At 69.7% G+C, this 25965-nt stretch carries 24 protein-coding genes and 3 pseudogenes; 16 read left to right on the top strand and 11 right to left on the bottom strand.

The window, feature by feature from the left end:
* Positions 1–340: 340 nt before the first annotated feature.
* Together ACFYXA_RS27030 and ACFYXA_RS27025 are read left to right on the top strand one after the other, a co-directional pair.
* Positions 341–865, top strand: a complete 525-nt coding sequence (locus ACFYXA_RS27030) for a hypothetical protein (protein WP_389037373.1) — start codon at positions 341–343, stop codon at positions 863–865.
* Positions 866–1489: 624 nt separating this feature from the next.
* Complete coding sequence (locus tag ACFYXA_RS27025; RefSeq protein ID WP_389037371.1) at positions 1490–1804, top strand: hypothetical protein; 315 nt, start codon at positions 1490–1492, stop codon at positions 1802–1804.
* A gap of 207 nt (positions 1805–2011) precedes the next feature.
* Here ACFYXA_RS27025 and ACFYXA_RS27020 read toward each other — a convergent pair whose 3' ends face one another.
* The 3 genes from ACFYXA_RS27020 to ACFYXA_RS27010 all read right to left on the bottom strand — a co-directional run bounded on the left by ACFYXA_RS27020 (position 2012) and on the right by ACFYXA_RS27010 (position 5787).
* Complete coding sequence (locus tag ACFYXA_RS27020; protein WP_389037368.1) at positions 2012–2887, bottom strand: geranyl diphosphate 2-C-methyltransferase; 876 nt, start codon at positions 2885–2887, stop codon at positions 2012–2014.
* A 15-nt stretch (positions 2888–2902) separates the two neighbouring features.
* Positions 2903–4291: a family 2 encapsulin nanocompartment cargo protein terpene cyclase gene (locus ACFYXA_RS27015; RefSeq protein WP_389037365.1), complete on the bottom strand. Its 1389-nt coding sequence runs from the start codon at positions 4289–4291 to the stop codon at positions 2903–2905.
* Between the two features lie 80 nt (positions 4292–4371).
* Positions 4372–5787 carry a family 2B encapsulin nanocompartment shell protein gene (locus tag ACFYXA_RS27010; protein WP_389037362.1) on the bottom strand — a complete coding sequence of 472 codons (1416 nt, stop codon included), beginning with the start codon at positions 5785–5787 and terminating at the stop codon, positions 4372–4374.
* Positions 5788–6211: 424 nt separating this feature from the next.
* Between ACFYXA_RS27010 and ACFYXA_RS27005 the strand changes: the two genes are divergently transcribed.
* A complete protein-coding gene (locus ACFYXA_RS27005) occupies positions 6212–6352 on the top strand; it encodes a hypothetical protein (protein ID WP_389037360.1) in 141 nt (46 codons plus the stop codon).
* A 54-nt stretch (positions 6353–6406) separates the two neighbouring features.
* On the opposite strand, the gene ACFYXA_RS27000 is transcribed toward ACFYXA_RS27005, so the two are convergent.
* Positions 6407–6727 (bottom strand): hypothetical protein, encoded by a 321-nt coding sequence (locus tag ACFYXA_RS27000; protein ID WP_389037357.1) that lies wholly within the window; start codon positions 6725–6727, stop codon positions 6407–6409.
* Between the two features lie 390 nt (positions 6728–7117).
* Here ACFYXA_RS27000 and ACFYXA_RS26995 point away from each other — a divergent pair, with 390 nt between their 5' ends.
* Positions 7118–7699: a DUF6000 family protein gene (locus tag ACFYXA_RS26995; protein WP_389037354.1), complete on the top strand. Its 582-nt coding sequence runs from the start codon at positions 7118–7120 to the stop codon at positions 7697–7699.
* Positions 7700–7761: 62 nt separating this feature from the next.
* Here ACFYXA_RS26995 and ACFYXA_RS26990 read toward each other — a convergent pair whose 3' ends face one another.
* Complete coding sequence (locus ACFYXA_RS26990) at positions 7762–8166, bottom strand: transposase (RefSeq protein WP_389037351.1); 405 nt, start codon at positions 8164–8166, stop codon at positions 7762–7764.
* A gap of 294 nt (positions 8167–8460) precedes the next feature.
* Between ACFYXA_RS26990 and ACFYXA_RS26985 the strand changes: the two genes are divergently transcribed.
* Positions 8461–8745: a hypothetical protein gene (locus ACFYXA_RS26985; RefSeq protein ID WP_389037348.1), complete on the top strand. Its 285-nt coding sequence runs from the start codon at positions 8461–8463 to the stop codon at positions 8743–8745.
* On the opposite strand, the gene ACFYXA_RS26980 is transcribed toward ACFYXA_RS26985, so the two are convergent.
* Positions 8727–9260 (bottom strand): hypothetical protein, encoded by a 534-nt coding sequence (locus ACFYXA_RS26980; protein WP_389037345.1) that lies wholly within the window; start codon positions 9258–9260, stop codon positions 8727–8729. The two genes, ACFYXA_RS26985 and ACFYXA_RS26980, sit on opposite strands and share 19 nt — an antisense overlap.
* Before the next feature lie 509 nt (positions 9261–9769).
* Here ACFYXA_RS26980 and ACFYXA_RS26975 point away from each other — a divergent pair.
* The 3 genes from ACFYXA_RS26975 (at position 9770) to ACFYXA_RS26965 (ending at position 13830) form a co-directional block, all read left to right on the top strand.
* A complete protein-coding gene (locus ACFYXA_RS26975) occupies positions 9770–10279 on the top strand; it encodes a hypothetical protein (RefSeq protein ID WP_389037342.1) in 510 nt (169 codons plus the stop codon).
* 189 nt (positions 10280–10468) lie between these two features.
* Positions 10469–12052, top strand: a complete 1584-nt coding sequence (locus ACFYXA_RS26970) for an FMN-binding glutamate synthase family protein (RefSeq protein ID WP_389037339.1) — start codon at positions 10469–10471, stop codon at positions 12050–12052.
* A gap of 14 nt (positions 12053–12066) precedes the next feature.
* Positions 12067–13830: a thiamine pyrophosphate-dependent enzyme gene (locus ACFYXA_RS26965; protein WP_389037336.1), complete on the top strand. Its 1764-nt coding sequence runs from the start codon at positions 12067–12069 to the stop codon at positions 13828–13830.
* A 136-nt stretch (positions 13831–13966) separates the two neighbouring features.
* On the opposite strand, the gene ACFYXA_RS26960 is transcribed toward ACFYXA_RS26965, so the two are convergent.
* Entirely contained in the window at positions 13967–14323 is a 357-nt protein-coding gene (locus ACFYXA_RS26960) for a winged helix-turn-helix transcriptional regulator (protein ID WP_389037332.1), read from the bottom strand.
* Between the two features lie 115 nt (positions 14324–14438).
* Here ACFYXA_RS26960 and ACFYXA_RS26955 point away from each other — a divergent pair, with 115 nt between their 5' ends.
* The 5 genes and pseudogenes from ACFYXA_RS26955 to ACFYXA_RS26935 all read left to right on the top strand — a co-directional run.
* A complete protein-coding gene (locus tag ACFYXA_RS26955; RefSeq protein WP_389037329.1) occupies positions 14439–15173 on the top strand; it encodes an alpha/beta fold hydrolase in 735 nt (244 codons plus the stop codon).
* A gap of 293 nt (positions 15174–15466) precedes the next feature.
* Complete coding sequence (locus tag ACFYXA_RS26950) at positions 15467–17488, top strand: LodA/GoxA family CTQ-dependent oxidase (protein WP_389037326.1); 2022 nt, start codon at positions 15467–15469, stop codon at positions 17486–17488.
* The gene (locus tag ACFYXA_RS26945; RefSeq protein WP_389037323.1) at positions 17485–18681 is read left to right on the top strand and encodes an NAD(P)/FAD-dependent oxidoreductase; all 1197 of its coding nucleotides are present in this window, start codon (positions 17485–17487) and stop codon (positions 18679–18681) included. The genes ACFYXA_RS26950 and ACFYXA_RS26945 overlap by 4 nt, the downstream gene beginning before the upstream one ends.
* A gap of 222 nt (positions 18682–18903) precedes the next feature.
* A complete protein-coding gene (locus tag ACFYXA_RS26940) occupies positions 18904–19047 on the top strand; it encodes a hypothetical protein (RefSeq protein ID WP_389037320.1) in 144 nt (47 codons plus the stop codon).
* Positions 19048–19573: 526 nt separating this feature from the next.
* Positions 19574–19759, top strand: a pseudogene (locus tag ACFYXA_RS26935) (hypothetical protein); the annotation flags it as partial.
* A 170-nt stretch (positions 19760–19929) separates the two neighbouring features.
* On the opposite strand, the gene ACFYXA_RS26930 reads toward ACFYXA_RS26935, so the two are convergent.
* Complete coding sequence (locus ACFYXA_RS26930; RefSeq protein WP_389037317.1) at positions 19930–21822, bottom strand: N-acetylmuramoyl-L-alanine amidase; 1893 nt, start codon at positions 21820–21822, stop codon at positions 19930–19932.
* Between the two features lie 392 nt (positions 21823–22214).
* Between ACFYXA_RS26930 and ACFYXA_RS26925 the strand changes: the two are divergent.
* Positions 22215–22431, top strand: a pseudogene (locus ACFYXA_RS26925) (IS5/IS1182 family transposase); the annotation flags it as partial.
* A gap of 67 nt (positions 22432–22498) precedes the next feature.
* On the opposite strand, the gene ACFYXA_RS26920 reads toward ACFYXA_RS26925, so the two are convergent.
* On the bottom strand, positions 22499–23593 hold the full coding sequence (locus ACFYXA_RS26920; protein ID WP_389037314.1) for a barstar family protein: 1095 nt from the start codon (positions 23591–23593) through the stop codon (positions 22499–22501).
* A gap of 693 nt (positions 23594–24286) precedes the next feature.
* Here ACFYXA_RS26920 and ACFYXA_RS26915 point away from each other — a divergent pair.
* Positions 24287–24590, top strand: a pseudogene (locus ACFYXA_RS26915) (hypothetical protein).
* Here ACFYXA_RS26915 and ACFYXA_RS26910 read toward each other — a convergent pair.
* Together ACFYXA_RS26910 and ACFYXA_RS26905 are read right to left on the bottom strand one after the other, a co-directional pair.
* Positions 24569–24790 (bottom strand): hypothetical protein, encoded by a 222-nt coding sequence (locus ACFYXA_RS26910; protein ID WP_389037311.1) that lies wholly within the window; start codon positions 24788–24790, stop codon positions 24569–24571. The pseudogene ACFYXA_RS26915 and the gene ACFYXA_RS26910 overlap by 22 nt on opposite strands.
* 73 nt (positions 24791–24863) lie before the next feature.
* Positions 24864–25226, bottom strand: coding sequence for an STAS domain-containing protein (locus tag ACFYXA_RS26905; protein WP_389037309.1), 363 nt, complete (start codon positions 25224–25226; stop codon positions 24864–24866).
* Between the two features lie 184 nt (positions 25227–25410).
* On the opposite strand from ACFYXA_RS26905, the gene ACFYXA_RS26900 reads away from it, so the two are divergent.
* Positions 25411–25893, top strand: coding sequence for an ATP-binding protein (locus ACFYXA_RS26900; RefSeq protein ID WP_389037306.1), 483 nt, complete (start codon positions 25411–25413; stop codon positions 25891–25893).
* Positions 25894–25965: the final 72 nt, after the last annotated feature.

The following is a 25965-nucleotide window of genomic DNA, read 5'->3' as shown; positions in this document are numbered from 1 at the left end:
GGCGCTGACCAGGTCAGATCCCGATGTCTGAGAGTGGCGTCCTTGCCGTCGTGCGGAGCGTTGTCAATGCCCGACACGCGCGCACAAGCATGACGGGGTGTCAGTGTGTCCCCCTTATGGCCCAGCCCTGAGCCAAGTCGCTTCCCCTCTCACTTTGTGACGATCCGTCACATATTACTTCTGGACTCTTGAACGCCCGATCGGCCCCTTTTTGGTGTCTCTCGTGGATCTCTGAAGTGGCGACAGAATTCGGCGTGAGTAGGTTCATTCGTAGGCGGCCGGGTCGGCTGGCACCCCTGAGAGATGGAGAAGCGAAATGCCTGCGAGAGGGAGAATCGGAATGCGGACGCGTACCGTGGTCGGTATCGCATTGTCGGTGGGCGTCACCGTCGCGGCAGTAACCACCGTGGACTACGCGTCGGCTTCGAATTCCGCGTCCGCCCCGTCGGTGCAAGAGGCTGCCGCCTCCTTGTCTGAAGGAGGAGAGGTGGGAGGGAACGGCCAGACGGGCGGCTACGGCCAGACGGGCGGGAACGGCCAGACGGGCGGGAACGGGCAGGCGAGGTACGGCGACCGTTCGGACGATCGCGGACGGGTCTATGTCAACGAGCGGACGTATTCGGTCGAGGGGGGTGAGTGCATCGCTGTGATCAGTAGTCCGGCAACCAGCTTCAACGTCCGGAACGAAACTGACAACAGGGTGGAATTCTTCGCCGGGATTACGTGCGACAACGGTGCTGCCATTGCGACTATCGGGCGCGGAGATTCCAGCAACGCAATCCCCGGGACAGTGGTTTTCGATGGGGCCGTGGTGCCGTTCGCGCTTGTCGGCAGCTTCCGGGCAGTGGACAAGCATCACCACTGACCCCGGCCCGGGGGCAGCGGTGTCCCTGCCGCTCACCGCGTGGTTCGCCCGGACGGCGAGCAGACCTCGGCTGGTGCGGCTGACGGCCGGCCCGTCAGCCGCGGGTCTCGATCCGCAGGCCGCCGGTGGATGTGGTCGCTCGCGCGCAGGTCGTGCGGCTGGCCGAGCTCGATCGCGCTCGCCGTGTCCGGGCGGGTCGGCTGGGCGGGAGTGAACTCGATCTGCAGGGCGCCCAGGGTTTGGCTCCGGCTGGGCGGGAGAGCGGGCCCCCGCCAGGTTGCGTTCGGTGAGCGTGCCCAGGGCGAGGCTGAGGCCCCTGCGGATGCCGTCGCCGGTGCCGCGCCCGTCGCGGTCACGTCGTCCCGGCTGTACTTGCCGCTGAGCACCCCGCCGCCCAGCGGTGAGTACGGGACCACGCCCAGGCCCAGTTCCCGGGCCACTGGGATCGTCCTCTGCGGTGCGTTGGAGCAGGTTGTACTCGAGCTGCAGCGCGACCATCGGTGACCAGCCGCGCAGGCCCTGGACGCGCAAGCCGAGCCGGGCGGGGAGTTCTGGGGTCGGGCCGGGCGCACCCTGGGTGCCCCGGCCCGCACCGCCACCGGGCAATCAGCGTGGCTGCGGCTGGTGTCGGCTCCGGAGGACAAGGCGTCGGGGAAGCTGTGGGACGACGCCCTGGACGCGCAGCACGCCTTCGGCGACCTCGACGGGCACAGGCCCGCACTCCTGGGGGTGCACGACGCTTTCGACGACGGCACCGCCTACCGGGCGGAGGTGCCGGCCCGCGTCGATGAGCCGGTCCTGTCCGAGGACCCGATCCTGCGCCAGGACCTGGACCTGCCCGACTCCTGGTGGGAAGCGATCGCCGGGACGCTGGAGAAGCTCTCGGCTACCAGCACCGCGCCGCGGACGCCGGCTTTGCCCTCCTCAGCTACCGCCTGAGCTGACACCACGGCAGCCTCCGCTTGAACCGGTGCTCCGTTGATCCCCCGCGCCGGATGGTCCCCGCTCTGGGCGAAAGGGCCACGACCACAAGCACACCGCGCACCTGTAGCGGCACCCGTCGGACACCCGCCGCTGCAGGGGCGAAGGTGGGCGCGCTGCCCGGTCCGGGGGGCCGGCCCGGCCCCCCGGACCGCGAGGCCGGGCTCACACGCGGTCGGCCGCGATCAGGACGTACTGGAAGGAGCCGTCCCGGTAGGACTCGATGAACGCCTTCTCGATTCCGGTGACCAGCGAGGACGTGGCCCGCAGTTCCCAGTAGGGCAGGGTGTCCGCGGTGAGGTCGACGATGGTGTGCGGCACGAGCCGGTTGTCGGCCATGGCGCGCAGGTACTCGCGACGGGAGTGGATGTTGCACTCGAAGTGGGCGTTGATCTGGGAGACCCACTTCGACGGCTGGCCGTAGCGGGGGTTCCAGCAGCCGGTGATCGTCACGTAACGGCCGCCCACCTTGAGGAAGCGAGAGTGCTCGGCGAACAGGTCGTGCAAGTCGACGTACATGGTCGACTCGTTGTTCCACGAGGCCGCGATGCCGCCCTTCTCGAAGGGCGTGTCGAGCATGTTGCACACACGGGAGCGGACGTGGTCCTCGATACGGAGTTCGCGCGCGCGGCGGTTGCCGAAGTCGGCCTGGGAGGCTGACAGGGTGACGCCCTCGACCTTGCAGCCGAAGCGGTGGTGCGCCATGACCATGGACCCGCCGCGCCCGCAGCCGGCGTCGACGAGGGTGTCGCCGGGACCGACAGCACCGAGGTGGTCCAGGAGGAACTCCGCCTGGGCCGACTCCAACCGGTGCAGCTCCGCGATGAGCTTCTTCTCGTACTCGTGGTGAGCCGGGTCGCCGAGTGCGGCGTGGTCCACGGCGCCGATGCCGTAGTGGTGGTGGTAGAGCCCGTCCACGTCCCCGAGGCGGAGGTTGACCGGCCGTGCCTCGTTGTTCCAGTAGCGGGCGATGTCCTCCTGGTACGGCGTGGCCGGGGTCGGGATCTTCGCGGTGGCGGTGGAGGTCGTCTCAGCGGTCACAGATATGTCCGTTCCTTACCAGAAGTCGGGCAGGCTGTAGCGGTAGGTGTTGGTGCGGTGCCAGTCGTGGTTTCCGTCGACCCAGGTAGCCACGCCCCTGAGGAAGCGCAGGACAGCGGGCAGAGGGCAGGCCTGCGCGAGGTCGGCCGCGGCGGCCTCGAAGGCTCGTTGTAGTTCGTTGTGGACCTCGACGGCCTTCAGATACGCGTCGCGCTCGGAGAGCTGCTCGCGTTCCGCGATCACCACCGGCAGGTTCAGGTGACGGCCCGGGCTGTCGAGTTCCTTGGTGTACGAGTAGAGGTCGTTGACGATGGTGGTCGCGTTGCCGGCGAGGGCGATGACCCGTTGCATGTCCGGCCGTGCGTGCAGGTCAGCAGGTAGTTCGTAGCCGCCTACAGTGTCGGTGATCGTGGGGCAGGGGCGGAAGTTGTTGAACTGGCGCATCGCCAGGTACTCCCACACCTCCGGGTTGTGGCCGGTCTGCGCCCAGGCCGCCTCGGCCAGGTATCCCATATGGAGGCGGGCCATGTCGTGCCGGTAGCGGTCGGCCTGGGAGGGGGTGGCCGCGCGCACGAAGTAGTCCATCGCGCTGCGGTACGCTCGGCGCGGTGCGTCCGAGGTGAGGGACTCCTGCCACGCCGGCGTGTACTCCGCGGTGGTGTGGACGTGGTCGAGCGCGGTGTGCGCGAGGAGGAGGCGGCCCCCGAGACCGACGGGCGACCCGCCATGGTCCTCGCAGTAGCAGTCGTCCAGCGCGTTCTCCGCGACCATCAGCCGTGCGGCGAGCATCAGGTGGTCGACCGTCGGGGCGTCGGGGTGGCAGACGACCATGTACCGGCCGACGGAGAAGCCGTCGAACTGCCCCTCCCACTCCTTCGGATACAGCTGAACCTCGTCTTCGGCCCAGCACTTGATCCGGCGGCTCACCTCCTCGACGCGCACCGGGTCGGGCTCCGGGACGGGGTGGTGGTAGAGGCCGGGTACGGCCCGTCCCTCGGCGGGTGGAGCGGGTGGAGCGGGTGCCGCCTTCACCGGATCCGGAAGCGAGGGCTTGTACCTGCCGGCGAGGTCGAGCGAGCTCGTGCCCAGTCCGGTCGGTCCGCGCAGGACGCCCTGGAAAGCGAAGCCGACCGCGCGTGTATCCGGCGTGTCCGGTACGACGGAGGCAGGTATCGGGCGCGATGACCGCGTCGACGGCACCGAAGGCGGTGATGGCAGCGACGTTCGCGGTGACGACTGCGCAGCCGGAAGCGTGACCGGCGGATGCAGTGCTGCGAGGAAGTCGGACGCGGCCGGTGTGACCGGAAGGTCCGGCGCCACCGGCGCGGGGGCGTCCGGCACGACTGTGGGCGGCGTCGGCCGTTGCTCACGGTGAGATGGCCCAAGGGGCCCGGAGTCGGGCATCGGTGGCTCCTTGCTGCGGTGGGGTGGGCGCTCCGTTGCGCGCGGGGCGTGTCGGACATGGACCTGCAGCGGCCCGGCGTTCAACGCGGCCCCGGGGCGACCTGCACGTTCTCCAGCACGCCGAGGGCGTCGGGAAGGAGCACCGCGGCGGAGTAGTAGGTGCTGACGAGGTAGGAGGTGATGGCCTGTTCGTTGATGCCCATGAAACGCACGGACAGACCCGGTTCGTACTCGTCCGCCAGTCCCGTCTGCCGCAGGCCGATGACGCCCTGGTTCTCCTCACCGGTGCGCATCGCGATGATGGAGCTGGTCTGCGCCTTGCTGATCGGGATCTTGTTGCAGGGCAGGATGGGGACCCCGCGCCAGGCAGGGACGGACTGCCCGCCGAGGTCGACATGGTCGGGGTAGAGACCGCAGGCGCTGAAGCCGCGTCCGATGGCGGCGATGGTCCTGGGGTGGGCGAGGAACAGCTTGGTGCCGCGCCGGCGGCAGAGCAGATCGTCCATGTCGTCCGGGGTCGGCGGACCGGAGCGGGGCTGGATGCGCTGCTTGAAGTCGGCGTTGTGCAGCAGTCCGAACTCGCGGTTGTTGATCAGCTCGTGCTCCTGGCGCTCCCGCAACGCCTCGACAGTCAGCCTGAGTTGCTCCTCGCTCTGGTTCATCGGACCGTTGTAGAGGTCGGCGACCCTGGTGTGGATCCGCAGAACAGTCTGCGCGACGGAGAGCTCGTACTCACGAGGCTTCAGCTCGTAGTCGACGAAGGTGCCCGGCAGATCGGCCTCGCCGACGTGACCGGCCGACACGGCGATCTCGGCCTCACCGTGCTTGTTCTGCCCCTGACGCGCACGGGAGTTGAACGAAACGACTTGTGCTTGGAGACGGGGGGAGGAGGCCTGGAGGGCGGTGAAGTCGGCGCGGGAGAGGGTCAGGAGGGTGCCAGCGGTCTCGGCGGTGACCGTGCAGGCGTGGCGGGCGTCGGAGACCGACAACGCGTTCTCACCGAAGTGGTCGCCGTCCGCGAGCACCGCGATGGCGACCTCCTCGCCGTACTTGCCCACGGAGGTCTGCCTGACCCGGCCGTGGGCGATCAGGTGAATACGGTCGGCAGGGCTGCCCCGCTCGGCGAGCACTTCGCCCGCCGCGAAGTCGCGCTGCCTGCAGCGGTCGGCGAGAGCGGTCAGGACGTCCATGTCCTCGAACCCGCGCAGAATGGCCAGTTCACCGAGCTCCCGGGGGATCACCCGGACCGTGGCGCCCTCCTGGACGAACTCGATGCGTCCGTCGCCGAGAGTGTGGCGCAGCCGCCGGTTGACCCGGTAGGCGCCGCCCTTTGCCTCGACCCAGGGCAACATCCGCAGCAGCCAACGGGAGGTGATCTCCTGCATCTGCGGGGCGGACTTGGTCGTGGTGGCGAGGTTTCGGGCGGCGGCGGTACTCAGGGACTGCTGCGGCGCCTCGGGCGCGGTGGGCGCTTCCGGGATGCTGTGGACGGACATCGCAGGGCTTTCTCCTTGTGCGACGGGTCGTCCGGCGCACACGGGGCGCCGACCGGGAGACAGGGAGGGGTGGGAAACGAGTGGAAGGGATCACGGGCATCCGTTCGCCCGTAGAAAGCTAGCCGTTGGACGGGCCGCAGCCACCTAGCGGACCAGACGCTTACCTCGAAACAGTGACAATCGGCTCATTAGGGTTTATAGCCGCGTCATGTGTCATCGCTCCGTTTATGGCTCACGCGGGCAGGACCGTGCCGGCGGCGACGGATGGACCGGCCGTCCTACGGCGCGAGCAGCAGGGGTTCGCAGACGAACATGACCGCTCAGAACGCCGTCGCGGCGGGCGAGCCGGGGCGGAACAGCACGGCTGCCAAGGAGCAGGCCGCTGTCCGCCGCAGAAACGCCCCACGATGGCGTGGCCCCAGGCATGCCGACTGGCGCGGCCGCGACCTTCCGGCCGGTCCTCCACACCGCCGACGGCATCCCCGTACTCCGAGACACCGCCACCCTGCGCACCGACCCCCGTCGCTTCGTCGACCAGGAGACCTGGGGCGGCCACCGCCGCTGACGCTGGCGTGAGACACCTCAGATTGCTACGCCGTAGAGCGGGGCGAGCGTGGCGTCATGCCCCTTCCTGCCGCGGTGGGGGCGAGGCAACGGTGACCTGAGCGGTCCAGGCCCCGGGGCTGCGGGGCGGATCCCAGGTCACGTCGACGCGTATCTCGTGGAAGTCGTGTGCGAGTTGCACCACCATGGCCGCCGCGGCGGCCCGTGCCGCGGCTGGGCCGGCGTCGACCGGGACGTCGGCGAGGCGCCCGCAGAGCATCCCGCCTTCCACGGTGAGGACACTGTGGCGCCAGCCTTCCGGCGTCGCGAGCAGGACGATGCTCTTCGGTATGCCGAAGGCTGGTCGCCTCTTCTTCTCCCGCTCTCGTCTCACCATGGAGCCATCCAACCTCGTCGGCTTCCTGCCAATTCAGGCGGACGGAGCTTCATGTCCCGCGCGGGGCTTGGTGTAGGTGGGCGGGACGGCTGAACATCTCGCCGATGTGACGGGTGGCCGGTGGCTGGTTCTGCCTCGCGCTGACGCGCTGGCCCTGGCGGGGTCGGCGCACCGCGTCGATGCCGTGCAGTTGCGGGATCTGGCTGGACGCGGCTCTGGCTCATCTTCTGTGGAGCAGTAACGCTGCGTGCTTCGAAACCCTGCTCAGTCGACCTGGGTCCCAGGTGGCGTCCCACCCGTCTCGAGGACACTGCAGGCGTATTCCGCGCTACGCCCTCAGCTGCGTGCTCGTCGCGAGAGGATGAGGTGGTGATCCGCTACGACGCCGAGATGCAGACTCTGTACCGCCGCTACTGCCTCCCGGCGCGCCGCTACCTGAAGCTCGGCGGAGCGGTACTTCGTATGCCGCGCGAGGAGTACGAGCCGTTCGTTCATGCCCTGGCCGCTGATGCGAGGGCTGTTACCGATGCCGAGCTCACCATCCTCTTCGAGGGCAGCTGGCGCGAGCGGCGCACCGCGGCATGGCTCGCCGCCGTCTCGCGCCGTGACCAATTCCGCGAGCGTCTGGGAGCACTGCTGCTGGAGAGCGAGGTCTGCTGCGCGGGTGGGGCCTACTGCGCGGCGTTGGCGAGTTTCGGCGCCGCACGGGACGCCGACCTGCTCGCCGCTTATCTGGATCGTTACCTGCGTCGGCCCGACCTCGCATACGACCAGCCGATAGCCATGGGCGCCCTGGCGTACACCGACTCAATCCTGCACAGCGACCGGGCCAGCCACTTCCTCCAGGAGGGCGGCCTGTGGCCGCAGTGGTTCAAGGACGCGCCCCACATGCACGGCGATGACGGCATCTCCGCCTACCTGGGCGGCATCCGCCTGGCCTGCGCCGTCATCGACGAATGCGCCGACACCTGACCCCATTGGTCTTGTTCGCGTCGAGGATTCAGGCTCGTCGTCCTTGATGCGGCGACCCTCCGTCATGCCAGGAGGACGCGCTTGCGGAGAAGTCGGAAGCCTGCCCGCCCGAACGTCTGGCGCTTGAGCATCTTGATCCGGTTGACATGGCCTTCGGCCGCACCAGAACTCCAGGACAGAGTGAGTCCGGCGGTGACGGCGTCGAGGTCGCGGTCGATGCCAGCGGCGAGGGTGCGGAGGCTGGGCAGGTCGTCCTGTCGGACGGCGTGGAGCCAGTCCGGGAGACGCTCGCCTTGGCGGTCGGTGAGCATGATCGCGAAGGACCGGACGTGTCGGGTGAGCGCGTCGAGTTCGGGGCACTGAGCGCGGACGATCTTGAGCTGGAGTTGTTCGGGCTCGGTGAGGGTTTCCGGGCGTCTTAGGATCCATCCGGAGACCGTGCGGGGCGACGGCGGCCGGGCGGTCACCGGTCGCGATGAGGTGCGCTTCGAACGCGTGGGGTGGTGTCCACGACGGGGAGTGGGACATCACCTACTCGTACTGGACCGGCTGCGGCTGCCGGGGGAAGAAGAAGTACACGGTCACGGCGCACTCCCGCACCACTGCGGCGCCTGACGGGAAGCCGCTCGGCGTTACGACCGCCTACATCAACAGGACTGGCTGACGCGCCGTGCGCCGTGGTGGCGGAGCGGGCGATCCCGCCCCGCCACGGCACCCGCCGACGCGCTGGTTCTTCCGTCCTCCGAAGGGACTTGCCTGACATGCAACCCGCGAATTCCCCCGACGAGATTCTGCGTTCCCTCACCGAGGGCATCGCCCGCCGTGTGGCCGACGAGAAGAGGCCCGCCCACGCACTGCGCTCGGTCGTCAGCATGATCGACAACGATGAGGCGGAGCTGGCCGTGGACGACCTGGCGCGAGCGATCGAGTACTACCGTGTCCCCATTCTCCGGGCGGAATACGACCAACTCCTCGAGGTGGCGACCCGGCTGGACTCCCTGGATTCCCTACGGGAAACCGATATCGCTCAATTCGTCAGAGAGTGAACGGGCCAGGTCAGGGCTGAGTGTGACCGCCGATCATGGGCAATTTCATCGAGACTTCTGAAAGGTGTGCGGTTAGGTATGGGAGTGCGTCGTTGGTGGCGGGGGGCACGGTCGTCGCGGCGGGTCGGGTGCGGGACGTTGGTGGCGCAGGGGGTGATCGGGGGATCCGCCGGTGATGGCTTCTCGGCCGCCTCGCTGCGGTCGATCACGTGAGGGGTCTCCACCCAGCCCTCGCCGGGCTTGCCGGTCACCGCTTCCCACAGCGCATTCGCCGTCAGTGACGACTCGTCAACGCCTTCGGTCAGACCGGGCCCCAGGGCCACCCAGCCGCTGGCCGCCCGGACAACGGTGAACCCGGCTGGTTCTGCGTGTTCGGTCACCCAGTTCAGCCCGCACCCGCAATGGGTGTCGTGGTAGCGGCGCCACTTCCTGCCCAGCGCCCCGCAGACGAGCTCGTCGCCGTCGACACCGGCGCAGTGTCCCGCCGCGCCGGTGTCGGCCGCACCGTCCGTCACTCGTACGAGGTCACGGACTGGCCCTCGGTTCGGCGGGCCGGGACGTACCGGAGCCCGCTCAGTACGTTCTGGGCGCGTCACCCGCGAGTTCGGCTCCCCCGAACCCCCTTTCGGACTCGAACCCACGGCAATAACGGCACACCAGCCGCCCCCGGGACGCAGTCCGGTGACCGTTACTGCGCCCCGGGCCACTGAGCCTCCGCCACCTTGATTGACACAGGTCAAAGGGCTGGTGTGACCGGTATCAGCGGCCGAGACCGGGACAGCCCGTCTCCCAGGACGCAACATCAGCGTGGCGAACCACGGCCGGGCCAGCCGCCGGGCGCTGGAACCACCAGGGACGCCGAATAAGGAAGGGGCATCGCCACCGAAGCAGCGGCCCTGATCCCGCGCGTCGGCCGGGCCCGGCGGGCCGGCGGGCCGGTGAGGACGACGATCAGCGCGCTGATCACGGCCGGCACCATGCGCTGGAACGGGTATCGGTCGGCTGCGCGGGCACACGAGACGTCATGCACGGACAACATGCGCGTCCCGCCAGCAGCAGTCTCTTCAGCCAGGACTCCAAAGCCGGGACATCGCCGCCCGGTGGTGCCAAGCACTCGCGCCGAGGCCGTCGCACCGGCCGTCTGCGCCGCCGCGTCATGGCCTACCGGGCTATCGATTTCCTGTCCACGCACATCCCGGACGACCCCGGACCGGGCGACGAATGCCTGCTCCTCGTGCACACCCGCCAGGTCGTCGGCCAGGTCCGGTACCGGATCTGCACTGACTGCGCCCAGGGCGTCATCACCGCCGTCGTCATCGACGAGCGCTTCCACAGCACCGGTCTCGGCACCCGTGCGCTGTCACACCTGCGGTCCCGCCACCCGGGACTGACCTGGCGCAGCACGCTGCGCAAGCGCACCACCCGTGACCTCCTGCGTCGGATGCGCATTCCTACAACCACTGCTGCCACACCCTGCCCCCACGCTCACCGGACACTCTCTGCCCCGGCCGGCCCGATACTCGCCGACGGCTGACCCCACCACTCAGCGGGATCACGACGGCAGACAGGTCCTCGGCGCCTCGCCGCTTCTGCTGCCGGTGGGCCGTTCCACGGCACTGCGTTTCGGATGCTGCCGAGGAGGGTCGTGCCACTGCACCGCGCCTTGCCGGTTTCTTGGCGAACCCGCAGGACTGGAGGGCCGACCCGGGGCAATGAGCGAAACGTGACTCGTATGGCTCTGGTCGTCCTGACTCTGGTCGCCGGCATGCTGGCGGCCGTTGCGGCGGTCGGTCTTTCACCCTGGTGGTGCGTGGCCGCCGTACCGCTCTTCCTGCTGGGTTTGCTGGGTGCGGCGGACCTGCTGCAGCGCCGGCATTCGGTGCTGCGCAACTACCCCGTTCTGGGGCATGCCCGTTTTCTTCTGGAGCGGATCCGCCCGGAGTTGCAGCAGTACTTCATCGAGCGGAACTTCGACGGGCGCCCCTTCGACCGGGATGTCCGCACCATCGTCTACGAGCGGGCGAAGGGCACGGATGCCGAGCAGCCGTACGGCACCGAACGGGACGTGTACCAGCCCGGTTACGAGTTCTTGGTGCCGTCGATGGCTCCGTGCCCGGTGCCGAAGACGCCTCCTCGGGTGCGGATCGGCGGCCCCGACTGCAGCCGTCCCTACGACATGGCGCTGCTCAACGTGTCGGCGATGAGCTTCGGCTCGCTGTCGGCCAACGCCATCCTCGCGCTCAACGGCGGAGCGGCCGCCGGGGGATTCGCCCACGACACCGGTGAGGGCGGCCTGTCGGACTACCACCTGAGGCCCGGTGGGGACCTGGTCTGGGAGATAGGCACCGGCTACTTCGGCTGCCGTACCAAGGACGGTGACTTCGACCCTGCCGAGTTCGCCGACAAGGCCTCGCACGATCACGTCAAGTGCGTGTCCCTGAAACTCTCCCAGGGCGCCAAGCCGGGCATCGGCGGTGTCCTGCCGGGCGCGAAGGTCAACGCCGAGATCGCGAAAGTACGGGACGTGCCCGAGGGGCGGACGGTGATCTCGCCGCCGTACCACAAGGTTTTCTCCACTCCGCGCGAACTGGTCCGCTTCATCGCCCGGATGCGGGAGCTGTCCGGTGGCAAGCCGACCGGGTTCAAGTTGTGCGTCGGCTCACGTCGGCAGTTCCTCGCCGTGTGCAAGGCCATGCTGGCGGAGGGCACGGCCCCCGACTTCATCGTGGTGGACGGAGGGGAGGGCGGCACCGGAGCCGCGCCCCTGGAGTTCGCCGACCACGTGGGAGCCCCGCTGACCGAGGGCCTGCTCACCGTGCACAACGCCCTCGTCGGCGCGGGCCTGCGCGACCGCGTCAGAATCGGGGCGAGCGGCAAGATCGCCACAGGTACCGACCTGGTCAAACGCCTGGCGCAGGGTGCCGACTACGGCAACGCGGCGCGGGCGATGATGTTCGCCGTCGGCTGCATCCAGGCCCAGCGCTGCCACACGAACACCTGCCCCACCGGTGTGACGACACAGGACCCCCGACGCGCCCGTGCCCTCGACGTGCGCGACAAGACGCCGCGCGTCCAGCGGTTCCAGGAGGCGACCGTGGCCAGTGCCCTGCAGATCATGGCGTCCATGGGCGTCACCGATCCCGCCGAGCTGCGCCCGCACATGCTCCGCCGGCGCATCGATCCGTACACCGAGCGTTCCTATGAGGAACTGTACGAATGGCTTGGCCCAGGGCAACTGCTCGCTGATCCACCCGCTGCCTGGGCAGCCGACTGGCATGCCGCCGATCCCGACCGATTCACCGTCTGACCTGGAGGACTCACGTGGCCCGTACCGTCGCCCGCGTCATCGTGGACGCACTGAGCGAACTCGGCGTGCGCCAGGTGTTCGGCGTGGTGGGAGACGCGCTGAACCCCCTGACGGACGCCATACGCACCACCGAGGGACTGGAGTGGGTGGGCTGCCGCCACGAGGAGGCGGCGGCGTTCGCCGCGAGCGCCCAGTCGCAGCTGTCCGGCACTCTCGGCGTCTGCATGGGCACGGTCGGACCCGGTTCCGTCCATCTGCTCAACGGGCTGTACGACGCGGCCAAGAGCCACACCCCCGTCCTGGCGATCGCCGGCCAGGTGCCGCTCGCCGAGCTGGGCACCGACTACTTCCAGGAAGTCGACAACGACGCCCTCTTCAGCGACGTGGCCGTCTTCCGTGCCACCATCACTTCTCCCGGCCAACTGCCCCAAATGCTCGAGACGGCGGTGCGACATGCCCTGGGCTGCAAGGGCGTCGCCGTCCTGACTGTGCCTGGCGACCTGGGGGAGCGAGAGCTGAACGCGGACCGCCCGGCCCGGTTCTCCCTGAATGCTCCGCTCAGCCGGCCGGAGGAGTCCGCCGTGCGGAAGGCAGCCGCACTCCTGGACCGCTCGGAACGGGTCACGCTGCTTGTCGGCCGGGGCGCACGCGGCGCGCGAGAGGACGTGCTGACCCTGGCCGACCGGCTGGCCGCGCCGATGGTGCTCACGCTCAAGGCCAAGGAGGGCTTCGAAGGCGACACCAACCCGTTCCAGGTCGGCCAGACCGGGCTGATCGGCAACCCGGCCGCCGCGTCGGCCCTTCAGGACGCGGACACCTTGGTGCTCCTGGGGACCGACTTCCCCTACCGGGACTGGTATCCGGAGGGCAAAACCGTCATCCAGGTGGACACCGAGGCCGCCCACATCGGACGGCGGGTGCCCGTCGACGTCGGCCTCGTCGGCGACACGGGCGTGAGCGTCCGTGACCTTCTCACCCACCTCGCCGCCGCACCCGCCGGGACGGAAGGCGCCCGTGACCGCACACATCTGGAGAAGGCACGTGGGCGGTTCGAGCAGTGGCGCGAGGGCCAGGCGCGGCTGGCTGATCCGGCTCACGACAAGGGCCTGATCGGCCGTGTACGGTCCTCGTTCGACAACCGGACCCACGACATACGGCCGGAGGCGCTGGCGGCCGTGGTCGACAGGCTGGCCGACGACGACGCCGTGTTCACCTCCGACACGGGCATGGCGACGGTGTGGCTCTCGCGGTTCGTCGAGATGCGGGGCGAGCGGCGGCTCATCGGTTCCTACAACCTCGGCTCGATGGCCAATGCGATGCCGCAGGCGCTGGGCGCGCAGTGCCTGGACCGCGAGCGGCAGGTCGTGGCCTTCTGCGGGGACGGCGGGCTCAGCATGCTCCTCGGCGACCTCATGACACTGAAGACGCATCGCCTCCCCGTGAAGCTCGTCGTCTTCGACAACCGCCGCCTGGGCATGGTCAAGCTGGAACAGGAGCAGGCAGGACTGCCGGAGTTCGGCACCGTCCTGGACAACCCCGACTTCGCCGCCGTCGCCACGGCCATGGGCCTCTCAGGGATCCGCGTGACCGACCCGACCGAGCTGGAGACGGCCGTACGCCGCGCCTTCGACACCCCCGGGCCGGTGCTGCTCGACGTGCTCACGAACCCGGACGAGATCGCGGTGCCGGCCAAGCCGACCGTCGAGCAGGGCTGGGGCTTTGCTGTGGCCAAGGTCAAGGATATCGTGCGCAGCCACGGGGACGACAGCACGCTCTGATGCAGCCGCGAAGGCTCCGACGCCCAGGCGGGCATCCCGCGGGTCGGGGTGGGCCGCGCGGACGTCGGAGCCTTCGAGTTCGGCGGCTCAGGAGCTCCGCCGGTCGGCCTTCCGCCGGACGCGGCGGCCCGGCCTCTCATCCGTCGTGGCGACGGCGGGCGTCGAGGATGTCAGGGGCATGCTGTTCAGCCCATTCGCGCAGGGGGATGAGGGCTTGGAGCAGCGAGCGGCCGAGCGGGGTCAGCGAGTAGTCGACCCTCGGGGGCATGGACGGTGTCTTGGCGCGGTCGATCAGACCGTCATACTCCAGGGCTCGCAGCGTCTCGGTCAGCGCCTTCGAGGTGACACCGTCGACGAGCCTCTTCAGCTCGGTGAACCTCATCGGACCCTTGTCCAGGGCGGTCAGCACTGTCGGCGACCAGCGGGCCCCGATCCGGTCGAGCACCAGTCGGCTCGGGCAGCCGGCGGCCAGCAGTTCGTACGCAGCGCCCATCTCGCGGTCCCTCCGGGTCGGTTGCCTTGAAGATACAGGCATGCGGAGAGCTACCTTCGCCCCCGGGAACAGCCCGAACCACCCCCTCCGCAGCACAGAACGGAACACCACCCACATGACCGTCGTCTTCGTTCACGGCGTGCCCGAAACTCCCGCCGTCTGGCAGTCCCTCCGTCGCCAGGTGGACGGTGACAGCATCGCGCTGCGTCTGCCCGGCTTCGGCAGCCCCCTGCCCGACGCCTACCGCGGCAAGGATGACTTCGCGCAGTGGCTGACCGACGAACTGCGCGCGATCCCTGGCCCCTTGGATCTCGTGGGGCACGACTGGGGAGCCCATCTCGTGCTGCGAGCGGTGACCACGACGACGCTGCCGATCCGCAGCTGGGTCAGTGACGTCATGCATGCATGGCACCCCGCCTACACCTGGCACGGCATCGCGCAGCAACTCATCGCGGACACCGGCGAGCAGTTTCTGGCGGCCCTGCGCCCGCCGGCCGGCTCGCTCGGCCCGCTCGTCGCGCCTCTCGGCGTCGACACCGCCCTAGCCGCACAGTTCGACGCCGCCCACGACGCCGGGATGAGCCGGGCGATCCTCTTGCTCTACCGCTCGGCCCCCGCGGGGTTCGCCCCCGACTGGGGTCATGACCTGCCCGCCGCCGCGCGTATCCCCGGGCTTGTTCTGATCCCTCAGGCCCACCCGCTCGGCGACGAACCACTCGCCGCGAGCGCCGGTGAGCGAGCGGGTGCGGCGATCGTACGGTTGCCAGGGCTCTCCCACCTCTGGATGGCGCAGGACCCCGAAACCAGCGCCCGGGTCCTGACCGACTTCTGGAACACCCTCGAACCGTGAGCTCCCGCGCCCTAAGGCCGTGTCCTACATGGTCAGTTCGAGGAACCGTTTGTAGCAGCAGAGGCGCGGTGAGCTGATCGAGACCGCGTCCGGTGAGTTCCGCCAGCGATCTCCCCTGGTGCGGCCACACACCTCCGACCGGGTCGAACTCGCGGGTCTCCGACAGCAGTTGGGAGAAGGTCAGTGATGACCGGATGACGTCGATCAGCTCCTGAGCGGTGTGACCCCCGGGCGGAATCGCACGTCTTACGTTCGAGACCGCATCCCGACGGCCCCCAACGGAAGGTTCTTCGATGGACAGTCAGATCGTGAAGGTGAAGATTCACCCCGCCATCGGTGTCGCCAGGGTCGGCAACAGTGTCGAAGCACCCTTCCTCGGCCCGGAATCACCGGACCAGAAACCAGGGGACCCCGGCTCCTACAAGGACGGTTCCGGGGCGCTCCGCAGGCAGGCCGCACGGTTCCGTGTGTACGGATACAACGCTGCGGGGGAGGTGGTGAGGGAGCTGAAGCCGGGCGCCGAGGGGGTCTCCGAGATCCAGTGGACGGTGCATCTGGCCAACAAGAAGGCGGCCTGGTACCAGTTCCATCTGGCACTGGACATACCCGAGGGCAAGACGCTCGCGGCAGAGCAATACGCTCTGCGCAACGCCGACGTCGTGGGCGCCGAGAGGAAGAAGCTGGTCAACGACCCCGGAAGCCGCACCGTCCGCGGCTCGAAGACCGAGACGCAGAAGTTCGACACCGGCAAGATCATGGGCAAGGCGGTGTACCTCGGCGAGATCTCCACCCGTTCCGACGGCCGCCTGGTGGTGCTCGGTGGCCGGGGAAACTCCGCCTCCTACAAGAACCAGCCGATCACCGGGGTCGCCAACAACAACACCTGGTACGACGACGTGTCCGACGGCCCGGTGACGGCGACGGTCCGTATCGACGGCAAGGATCTGACCGCCGCCCCGGCCTGGGTCGTGGTGGGGCCTCCGCACTACGCCCCCGGCGTGAAGTCCATACGTACCCTCCACGACCTGCTCTTCGACGTCTTCGTCCAGGCCGGTTCGCTGACCCGCCCGCAGCAGATCTCGTTCACCGATCACATCGAGCCGATCCTCCGCCGGTTCTGCGATCTGCAGTGGGTCAACCAGGGATTCGCGGCACACTTCGGCTGGAACGGCCCCCACTTCTTCCTCTCGCCCGCCATGCGCAAGAGGCTCGCCGATCCGTCCGACCGGAACCGGGAACTGCGCCGCCAGACGTACGCCGCCCTGCGCGACTACGACCGGGACGGAATGTCCCCGCTGCCGTGGCTGTGGATCTACGGCGACGCCATGGCCAGCAAGCCCAAGTCCGTGCGTCAGCACCTGGTGCTGACGCCGACCCAGGACTGGATGCTGCAGCGCTGGGCGGACGGGGCTTTCCGAGCCGCAACCCTGCGGCAGCCGCGCCCCACGGTCGACGACGCCCCTGTCGGCGAGCAGCCGGGGCTGCTGGACCGGGCGGCCCTGGAGAACTGCGCCGCCGACGCGTTCCACCCGGGGTGCGAGGTCACCTGGCCGATCAGGCACGCGACCATGTTCAGTGAACCCTTCCGCATCCGGCACCGCGCCGCCGGCACCGCGGAACCCGACTACGGGCCCACCCTCACCCCGCAGGAGGCGCTCGCCGCAAACGGGCCCCTGTACGCACAGGGGCCCGGAGACCTCACTCGCTGGATGGCCGCCCCCTGGCAGGCGGACACCGCGAGCTGCCGCTCCGGCTATGAGGTGCTGGCCAACCTGGGGCCCCGGTACAGCCCTTACCTGCCGACCTTCTGGCCTGCCCAGGTACCCAACCATGTCCTCAAGCTGGAGGACTTCGAGAAGGTCAACACGCCGTCGACAGGGAGCGACGACAGCGCCCGTGAAGAGGCGTTCGAGCGGCGGGCGACCTGGCTGCGCGGCCTCAACGGCACCATGAACCAGCAGCGCACACAGATGATCAAGGACTGGGCCAAGCTCGGCATCGTCGAGGTGCGCCCCTACACAGTGGGCGACGGGAAGTTCCCGGAACGGATCCTGGTGGAGTCGCGCCCGGGACAACCGCTCGACAAGGCACCGGACACGGCGAACCTCGTCAACCTGCACGTGCCCGAGGCGGGTCCGCACGTGTTGTCCGCAGGGGCGGGCATCGGGACCGAGGAAAGGCTCTCCCCCGAAACCGCCGAGGCCGCCTCCGCGGCACGGGTGATCGGCGAGGCCGCCCGGGCGACCGGCTACCGCGAGGAGGAGATCACCGCCGGATATCTCGAGATACTCGACCCCTTCCGCGACGCGCGGTGAGCGCCGCACTCGCTCCCGGCACGGACACCTACGACGTCGTGGTGGCGGGCGGCGGTCCGGCCGGCTGCGCCGCCGCGCTCGTGCTCGCCCGCGCCGGCCGTACTGTTCTGCTGGCGGACGCCGGCACCGGGCCGCCCAAGATCAGCGAGACGCTCGTGCCCGCCGCGCGGGTTGTGCTCGGCGACCTCGGCGTCGCCGACCGTGTTGTCGACTCCGGGCATCTGCCCTGCTACGGCAGCCTCTCGGCGTGGGGTTCGGCCGACCTGCACGCCGTGGACTTCATCAACGACCCCCACGGCCATGGCTGGCACCTCGACCGGCGGTTGTTCGACCGGCGTCTGCGCGACGCCTCGCGCGCGGCGGGGGCCGAGGTCGCCGAGGGCTCGGCCGTACGCGACACCGCGCGGACGCCGGACGGCGGCTGGACCCTGCTCCTGCGCGGCGGCACCGGCCCTGCCGGCACCCGGTCCGGTGGCGAGCGTCTGGTGCGCTGCCGCTGGGTGATCGACGCCACCGGCCGCGCCGCCGCGATCGCCGTTCGCTGCGGGGCCCGGCGGCGGGTCGGGGACCGGCTGACGGCTCTGTACGTGCCCCTGGAGGCGGACCCGTTGGACACCGACCGCCGTTCCCTCGTCGAGTCCGACGAGGACGGCTGGTGGTACACCGCCCCGCAGCCGTCCGGCGGGCGACTGGTCGCCTACTTCACCGACGCGGACCTGCCCGCCGCCTCCCACACCGCACGCCACTTCCGCCGACGGATGACGGCCACCCGCCACGTGTCCCGATGGATCCACCGGGACGGACCCCCGCCCATGTCACCTGCCGCGCCCCGCCGGGCCGCCGCGCACACAGCGCACCTGGACACGGTGTACGGAGACGGCTGGACCGCCGCCGGGGACGCGGCGGTCGCGTTCGACCCGCTCTCCTCCCAGGGCGTGCTGACCGCTCTCTACACCGGGCTGGGCGCGGGCCTGGCCGTCGACACCCGCCTGGGGCGCGCCCCCTACGGCGCGGACTCGGCCCTCGCCGCATACGCGGACAAGGTCGCGGCCGCACGGAGCGCGTATCTGCGCGGCCACCGTGTCATCCACGCTCAGGAGGCCCGCTGGACCGACCGCCCCTTCTGGGCGCGGCGCCTATCCGACCTCCCCGAGCCGTCCTGCCGACCGCAGGAAGGGTCCAGCAGGTCATGAACACGGAACGGAGCGGTCAGCACGACGCGAGTGAAGCGTGACGATCGGCCAACGGCTGCTGCGGGTACGCGGCTCCTGAACATGCGGGCCGACCGGTCTCGCGACCGGAGAGCACAGGCGCGGCCCTTCTCGGGTGCCTGCCGGACCGTTCTGGCAGAGGTCGACTCGTGGTGTGCGGGTGCGTGTCGCGGGTGGTCTGCGCACGCTGCGGATATGCCGGACATGGCACTGAGATCGCGGCGGCTCGGCAGCGGGCCGCCCCTGCTGGTCGTCCTCCAGCTCGACCCGGACGGCTGGGCGTCTGTCCTGGAGCAGCTCGCCCGCGCGTACGAGGCGGTGGGCGTCGACCTCCCGGGGCTTCGGTGACAGCCCGGACCTCGGTCACCGACTCGGTCGCCGGCACCTTCACCGCCCGCTACGACGCCGACGGTGACCCGGCCACCCCAACCCTGCCCGGCGGCTACACCCATAGCGACGAGCAGGACACCACCGGCTCACCCACCGCGCGCACCTACACCCGCACCAGCGACGGCACCGTTCTCGCAGCCGACACCGTCAGCGAGAACACCCACAGCCAGATCGTCGCCCACGGAGTCACCCCCGGCGTCACCGGCTCCCAGGCCTACACCTACGACAACACCGGACGCCTGACCCAGGTCCAGGACACCGGCGCCGACGCCGTGTGCACCACCCGCACCTACACCTTGACAGGAACAGCAACCGCAAGTCCCTGGCCACCGCCACTGCCGGCGTCGGTCTCGACTGCACCACCACCGGCGCCACCACACCCACTCCACGTACGACAGCGCGGACCGTCTCGTCGACACCGGCGACGTCTACGACAACCTCGGCCGCACCACCGCCCTTCCCGGCGCCACCCTCGCCTACTACAACCACCTCCGGACAGGCCGTCATCTACGTCGACGGAACCAAGACCGCGACCGTCGACTTGAAGTCGACGATCACGGCCTATCGCAACGCTCTCTGGACCCAAACCTGGTCCTCCGCCGGCAAGCACACCGTCAAGATAGTCGTCTCCGCGACGAGCGGGCGCCCCGCCGTCACCACCGACGGCATCGCCTCCTGCGGTAGGAGTACGAAGAAGCAACCGCGCCCTCGGCAAAACCGAAAGGGCTCGTGTCCGACCTGGGTCGGACACGAGCCCTTTCGGCTCGTCGGAAGCTCAGGCACGAACATCACGACAACGTCCCGAGAACACCACTGCAGGTGACCTGGGATCAGCGCGGATCATGCGGTCGGTGTCGGAGGGACGGCGGTGGCGGTGACGTCGCCTTCGTAGACCAGGGCGGTGCGGTGGTTGTACTGAATGGTGTACATGGACTTGCCGCCGACGACGACGGTGCCGCTGGACTTGAAGTAGTCGTCGGTGGGAGCGGCGGCCGCGGTGGCGACGTAGGCCTGGCCCGCCGGGATGGTGTACATGCTCAACGGCGCCTGGGTGGACGGTGACAGGCCCGTGGGGTACTCGGCGGCGTCGGGGTAGCTGGAGCCGTAGACCTTGACAGGCGGGTCGGCGGAGGTGCGGCCGCCCTTGACGACGGTCACGCCGCCGGCCGGGACGGTGTTGACGCCGCCCGGGTTGTGGAACCACACCTTGCTGCCGCTGAACCAGATCGCGGTCCAGTCGCCGCTCTTCTCCGCGACGACGAACTGCTGGCCGGCCTGGGCGGTGCCGCCCCAGTCGTTGATGCGGTCGGTACCGGCGGCGCCGGGGTGGACCGCCTGGTCGCCGAAGAGCGGCGCCGCGTCGCTGGGAGCGGTGCGCAGACGGACGAAGTTGGAGGGCTGCTCCCCACGCGTGCACGCGGTGGTGGCCCCGGTCGGATCGTCGGCGGGGCAGACCTGAACGGTCTGCCGGTTGCCCGCGAAGCCGGGGGCGATGGTCACCACCGACCCGACGTCGCCGACCCCGTGCTCACCCGTGACGGGGGCGCCGACCAGGGCCATGAAGTGCTCCCAGTCCCAGGACGGCCCCGGATCCCAGTGCATTCCGGACACAGTCCCCGACGTCGGACCAACAACGTTGTCGTGGCCGATGACGTGCTGCCGGTCCAGCGGGATGCCGAACCGCCCCGCCAGATACTTCACCAGCTCCGCGGTCGCCTCGTACTGTGCCTCCGTGTACCAGGTGGCGCCGTGCGCGGCGTACCCCTCGTGCTCGATGCCGACGGTGTGCATGTTCGTCGAGTAGTTGCCTGCATGGAAGGCAAGATCCTTCAGGGGCACCATCTGCGTCACCGCCCCGTCCGACGCCCGCATCACGTAGTGAGCCGCCCCACCACCAGGGGTCTGGAAGGTGGAAACGGCTGAAGCGTAAGAGGACTCGGTGTCGTGGATGACGATCGAGTCGATCCTGATGCCGTTGGCCGGCCGGTTGGACACCTGACCGTTGGAGGCCGCCGCCGGCACGAACGTGCACTCCACCATCGTGGGACACTCGGTGCCCGCCACCGCCGCCGACGTCAAGTGCAGCCGGGCCAACTGGCCCCTGTCCGGGCTGACCTGAGGCTCGGCCGTCAACGTCACGCGCTGCCCGTCCGCAGTCGTGCGCCCAGCCCCCTTCTTCAGGGTGGCGAAGACACGGTCGGCGAAGGCTTGCGCGCCCTGCCGCTGGGGCGACTGACTGTAACGCGCCACGGCCGCGTACCAACGACCCGGATCAGCCGACAGCTCCTCGCCGCCCGCCCTCTGATACGACGCCAGCAGCGCCGCCCCACCGCGAATGTTCGCCGCTGCGTCAGCGCGCAGCGTCTGTTCCGCAAGCCCGGTCAGCCGGGCCGCCGCCTGCAATGTGTGCAGCGCCGGATCCGCGGCGGTCTTCGCCAGGTCCGCCCGTCCCGCCGCACCGGCGTCTCCGGCGGCCAGCATGGACGCCGTCACGTCCGTCAGATGCATCGGACCGTACCCGCCGCCGACGCTGTGGCCGCCGGCATGCGCGTCCCACGCCGACTCCTGATAGGCCACCGCCAGCAGCACTTGTTCCGGCACATCGAACTCCGCCGCCGCAGCCGCGAAAGCCTCTTGTCGTACCGTTCCGGCCGGGTTCTTCCCTGCCTTCGCCTGTGCTGCCGTCGGAACGGCGATGCTCCCGGCTATTGCGACTACCGCCGCCGCCAGCACGAGCGGCCGAGGCCAAAGGACGCCTCGCTCGCGCCGCTTTGCATCTGTCGTAATCAAGGATCCTCGAATCTCAACTGAAGGAGCACGACAGCCCCTCCTCGATAGGGCTGATTGACACGGCACAAGCCGTTCGAAGGTGTGCGGAGTCATCACACGAGATGTCTCTGCTGCCTGGTTACGCCGAAGTGCAGCCGACATCCGCCCATGCTCGGCCCAGGGCCGATCGCATCGCGAATCTAGCAGACAGAACTACTCGTGATCACCTGCACCCTCGCTCCAACTCTGCTGCGATCCCGCGGAGTTGGGCCGGATTGCGATGGCCGGGATGACATCGTCGCGGGTGTATAGGCCGAGCCATAGGCATCGCGGATCTGCTTGAGGAGCTCGTTTTCCTGCGGGCCGTCCAGGCCGACGCCGACGCCGAGGACCGCATCGCCAGGAGCATGGTCAGCGTGGATTCCTCATCCTGCCGGGTCCATGAGCAGCGGGCCGACGCTCGCTCGCGCCTGCTACGAGTGCCCGGCCGGCGAAGGACGGCGGCCGCGCACCCGACCGGACAAGGCCCTGGACCGATCAAGGAGCGGGCTGACCTGCAAGATCCATATGAGTGAGGACTGACTTCGTCCACTGGCAGCGCGTGGGAGACAGAGTCGATGCCCGGCGGGCGGACAGCAGCTCACGCCAGGGTGACGTGCATGCCGCCCTGGGCCAGGACATCCAGGACCACGCCGAACAGGTCGTAGGGCTGGCCGTCTGGTGTCAGGGCCTGAGCCAGGTGCTCGCGTGCTGTCGCGGCTTCGCGCCAGAGCAGGGTTGCGGGGGCGCTGTAACCGAAGGTGCCGCGCAGGCAGTCGTCGAGGGCGGCCAGACAGCCGCCGAAGTAGCCGCCCGGACCGTTCACCGACTCGCCGAGCGCCAGGTAGAGGCCCGGTTCGTCGGTGACATGTCGGCCGTCGAGTTCGTAGGCGTGACCGGCTGGCCGGTCACGGCGGGGGCGCCGGCAGGCTCGCTCTCGGACGAGGTCGAGCCAGGCTCCTCGGCGCCGGGTGTCAAGGCTGGCCCAGGCAGCCTGAGTGTCCGGCGGCCCGGCGAACCACCGCTCCCAGATGGGCCGGGCGTATCGGGGAACGGGCGTGAAGAGCTTTCCATCGAGTTCCAGGTCGATGCGATCCGTTCCGTAGGAGGATGGGTGCCAGGCGCTGACCCTGGCCCAGAGCAGGCGTTCGGTGAGCGGCTCGCCCTGGTCGTCCTGTATCTCCAGGGCGGCTTGCTCCAGATCCAGCGCCCGCCGGGTGCCTTTCATCAGGGCCGCCTGCAGCTGATCACCCGGAGCGAGCCCCCGCAGGACAAGCGGGGGCGCCGACTGTTTGGGCGGCAGAACGCGTCCGAATTCTCGGCAGGACCCCAGCCGACGGTGCCCGTCGTGCAATCGAACTCGGCCCCTGTGACCCTCGGGTGGGCCTTCGTAGTCGTCCAGGCCGGTGAGTACGAGACTGTCCGTCCCCAGGGGCCGGCCTACGCTCTCCGCGTCTTCCAGCAGCCAGGGATCGAGCGTCTCATCGTCCGGCACCAGCCACACTCGGTCGCCGACCCGACTGCGCACTTCTGCCTGGGGAACCCAGCCGAACAACTCGTAGGTCCCCCGCTGGGGCTCCCCGAACAGCCCTTCCACCTCGGCGCAGACGCCCCGGGCGTGCCCGTGCTCCTCCTCAACCAGCGTGTACCGCACGCGCTCGCCATGGCCATCGTCTTCATGCACGGTGGGAATCATGCCGGGACCAGGTTTCTACGGCGAAGGCATTTCTCGCGTAGGGCCGCCACGACCGCGGCCGGCGGACTCCTGGCGGCCAGGACCGCCCGCGCCACGAAGAGGTGACTGCAGGGATGGAACGAAGCCGCACGCAGGTCGCGGGCATCGGCGCGAAGTAGCATCGTCATCGGCGGACACCCTCCGCTGGGTAGGCAATCCTGACGGCTCCTGACGGCTCCTGACGGCTCCTGACGGCTCCTGACGGCTCCTGACGGCTCCTGACGGCTCCTGACGGCCCCACGGCCCCGTGCAGGCCACGCCGAATTCCGTAGCACCGCCCGCGTTCGCTCCCTGCAGTCGCCGCATGGCCACCCAGGACGAGGGCCCAAGCCAGCCCGACATCACCGCATTGGACGTGAGGCGCAGCGGCCGGTGTGCGCCCGCTGCGGGACGAAGTTCACCGACGAACGCTGGCAGGAGACCCAGTCCTCGTGGCGCGGCGAGTGGGTTCGGCTGTGCGGGCCGTGCGTGAAGGAGGCTGCCGACCGTGCGGAGGCTGAGCGCGTCGCGCGCCGCCGGGCGGAGGAAGCCGAACGCGCAGCGGCCGAAGCGCCAGCGGTGAAGCCTCGCAGCCGGTTCGGCATCGGGCGCCGCCGGTAGCCGGCGGCCTCGGAGGCGGGGGTGGTTGTCGGTGGCGGCTGGAAGGCTGGCCGGATGAACGCCGATGACGAGCAGCTGCTGCGCGGCCGGGCGTACGGCTGTGACGACGACGACCCCTACCCCCGGCCCGCTGCAGCACGAGACGTACGCCGCGCTGGTCGGCCGTCCGCTGGACGGGCTGCTGCTCGACATCACGGGCTGGCGGCCGGAAGAGACAGACGACGGCGTCGCCCTGATGACCGAGCTGGGGCGGTGGCCCGGCGGCCGGGCGCTGTACGACCCGTGCCCCGACGACCCGCGTCCATCGGGCGGCCCGGGTGTGGTGTGCCGCTTCCACTACTCCGGCGACACGCCTTGACGCCCGTCGGTCCCGGCGCCCGGCCTGTCCTCGGTCAGCTGGCTGGCGGTGTTCTCGATCCACAGCAGCGTCCACTCGACACCGGAGCGCCACCCGGGCTCCGCGCTGTCGTACCGGCCTTCGAAGGCGCCGGTACGCCTGAGCATCACCGCCAGGTCGAAGGGCAGCACCTGGACCGTCCCGCTGGAAGTCCCCGTCACCACCGAGGGCACCGCCTGACCCCACGGCACCCCGGTCTCGGGTGGCGCCGCACCCGCCTTGCCGTCCGCTCGGTCAGGCGTTGAGGGCCTGGCGGAGGGTGTCGTGGCAGTCGATCACGGCATCGACGCCGACGATCTGGATGGTGCGCAGCACGGCCTCGGTCGGTGCGGCCAGGCGCAGCCAGCGGCCTGCCTCGGTGAGGGCACGGTGGGCGGCCAGGAGGATGTTGATGCCGGTGGAGTCCATGAAGCCGACGCCGCGCATGTCGACCACGACACAGGGGCCGGGGACGCCGGTGACGTCCAGGGACTGCCGCAGCGCCTCGCCCGTGTGATGGTCGATCTCCCCGCTGAGCGTCACGACGCGGACGCCTTCGCTGGCGGTGGAGACGACCGATAGCTGGCCCGGCTGCTCAGCATGTTCGGTATCCGCCATCTCTCCCTCAACCATGTCGGTGAAACTGGCACACAGGATCTTCACCCCGGGCCGCCCAGCATCGAACGGGTGATCCCTTTGGATGGTGGAGCCAACAGCCAGGCGCGACGGGCGTGGACCCCGCCTGCGCGGGTACGTGCGCATAAGCGCCGGGACGCGCGGGAACGGCGAGTGAAGGCAGCAGATGAGGGAACCAGAGCCGCTGAGCGGTAGCGGCACAGGTCCGGCCGCCGGCCTCCCCTGGCAGACCACGGTTGCCCTGGAGGGCGACGGCGCCGACATCGCCCACGCCCGTCATCTGGCCGCCGGCTTCCTCGCCCGGAGCCAGACCGAGCACGGGCTGCTGGTCTCCCATCGCGGCATGGACCTGACGCAGCTGGTGGTCAGCGAACTGGTCACCAACGCCCGCAAGTACGCGCCGGGCCCCATCCTGATGGACCTGCGGACAGACGGCGACGCGGTCGAAGTGACGGTGTGGGACTCCGACCCGGTGCTGCCCGTCGCCCGAGCCGCGGACGCCGACCGGGTAGGCCAGCACGGGCTGGAAATCGTGATGGCCGTCGCCCAGGGCTTCGAAGCCCACAAGGAACCGGTCGGCAAACGCATCACCGCCCGCATCGCCCTCGCACATGAGCCTGTCACCGGCCCCGCCGCACGGCGGCTCTAGACCGCGGGCCGTTCAGAGCGCTGTCTCATCCGAATGTCAGCTCTGCCTGGCCGTCCGAACCTGCTCAGCGCA

Origin of the sequence: Streptomyces sp. NPDC002566, from assembly GCF_042889585.1 — a bacterium.
Taxonomy (GTDB): Bacteria; Actinomycetota; Actinomycetes; order Streptomycetales; family Streptomycetaceae; genus Streptomyces.
The sequence above is the reverse complement of the archived record's forward strand: the minus strand, read 5'-3'. Positions and strand labels throughout refer to the sequence as shown.

Excerpts from the sequence above, each read along its gene's own strand:
- ACFYXA_RS27030 (WP_389037373.1), top strand. The coding sequence starts at position 341 with ATGCGGACGCGTACCGTGGTCGGTATCGCATTGTCGGTGGGCGTCACC.
- ACFYXA_RS27015 (WP_389037365.1), bottom strand. The coding sequence starts at position 4,291 with ATGCCCGACTCCGGGCCCCTTGGGCCATCTCACCGTGAGCAACGGCCG.
- ACFYXA_RS27010 (WP_389037362.1), bottom strand. The coding sequence starts at position 5,787 with ATGTCCGTCCACAGCATCCCGGAAGCGCCCACCGCGCCCGAGGCGCCG.
- ACFYXA_RS27005 (WP_389037360.1), top strand. The coding sequence starts at position 6,212 with ATGCCGACTGGCGCGGCCGCGACCTTCCGGCCGGTCCTCCACACCGCC.
- ACFYXA_RS27000 (WP_389037357.1), bottom strand. The coding sequence starts at position 6,727 with ATGGTGAGACGAGAGCGGGAGAAGAAGAGGCGACCAGCCTTCGGCATA.
- ACFYXA_RS26995 (WP_389037354.1), top strand. The coding sequence starts at position 7,118 with ATGCAGACTCTGTACCGCCGCTACTGCCTCCCGGCGCGCCGCTACCTG.
- ACFYXA_RS26985 (WP_389037348.1), top strand. The coding sequence starts at position 8,461 with ATGCAACCCGCGAATTCCCCCGACGAGATTCTGCGTTCCCTCACCGAG.
- ACFYXA_RS26975 (WP_389037342.1), top strand. The coding sequence starts at position 9,770 with ATGCACGGACAACATGCGCGTCCCGCCAGCAGCAGTCTCTTCAGCCAG.
- ACFYXA_RS26960 (WP_389037332.1), bottom strand. The coding sequence starts at position 14,323 with ATGGGCGCTGCGTACGAACTGCTGGCCGCCGGCTGCCCGAGCCGACTG.
- ACFYXA_RS26955 (WP_389037329.1), top strand. The coding sequence starts at position 14,439 with ATGACCGTCGTCTTCGTTCACGGCGTGCCCGAAACTCCCGCCGTCTGG.
- ACFYXA_RS26950 (WP_389037326.1), top strand. The coding sequence starts at position 15,467 with ATGGACAGTCAGATCGTGAAGGTGAAGATTCACCCCGCCATCGGTGTC.
- ACFYXA_RS26940 (WP_389037320.1), top strand. The coding sequence starts at position 18,904 with ATGGCACTGAGATCGCGGCGGCTCGGCAGCGGGCCGCCCCTGCTGGTC.
- ACFYXA_RS26920 (WP_389037314.1), bottom strand. The coding sequence starts at position 23,593 with ATGATTCCCACCGTGCATGAAGACGATGGCCATGGCGAGCGCGTGCGG.
- ACFYXA_RS26905 (WP_389037309.1), bottom strand. The coding sequence starts at position 25,226 with ATGGCGGATACCGAACATGCTGAGCAGCCGGGCCAGCTATCGGTCGTC.
- ACFYXA_RS26900 (WP_389037306.1), top strand. The coding sequence starts at position 25,411 with ATGAGGGAACCAGAGCCGCTGAGCGGTAGCGGCACAGGTCCGGCCGCC.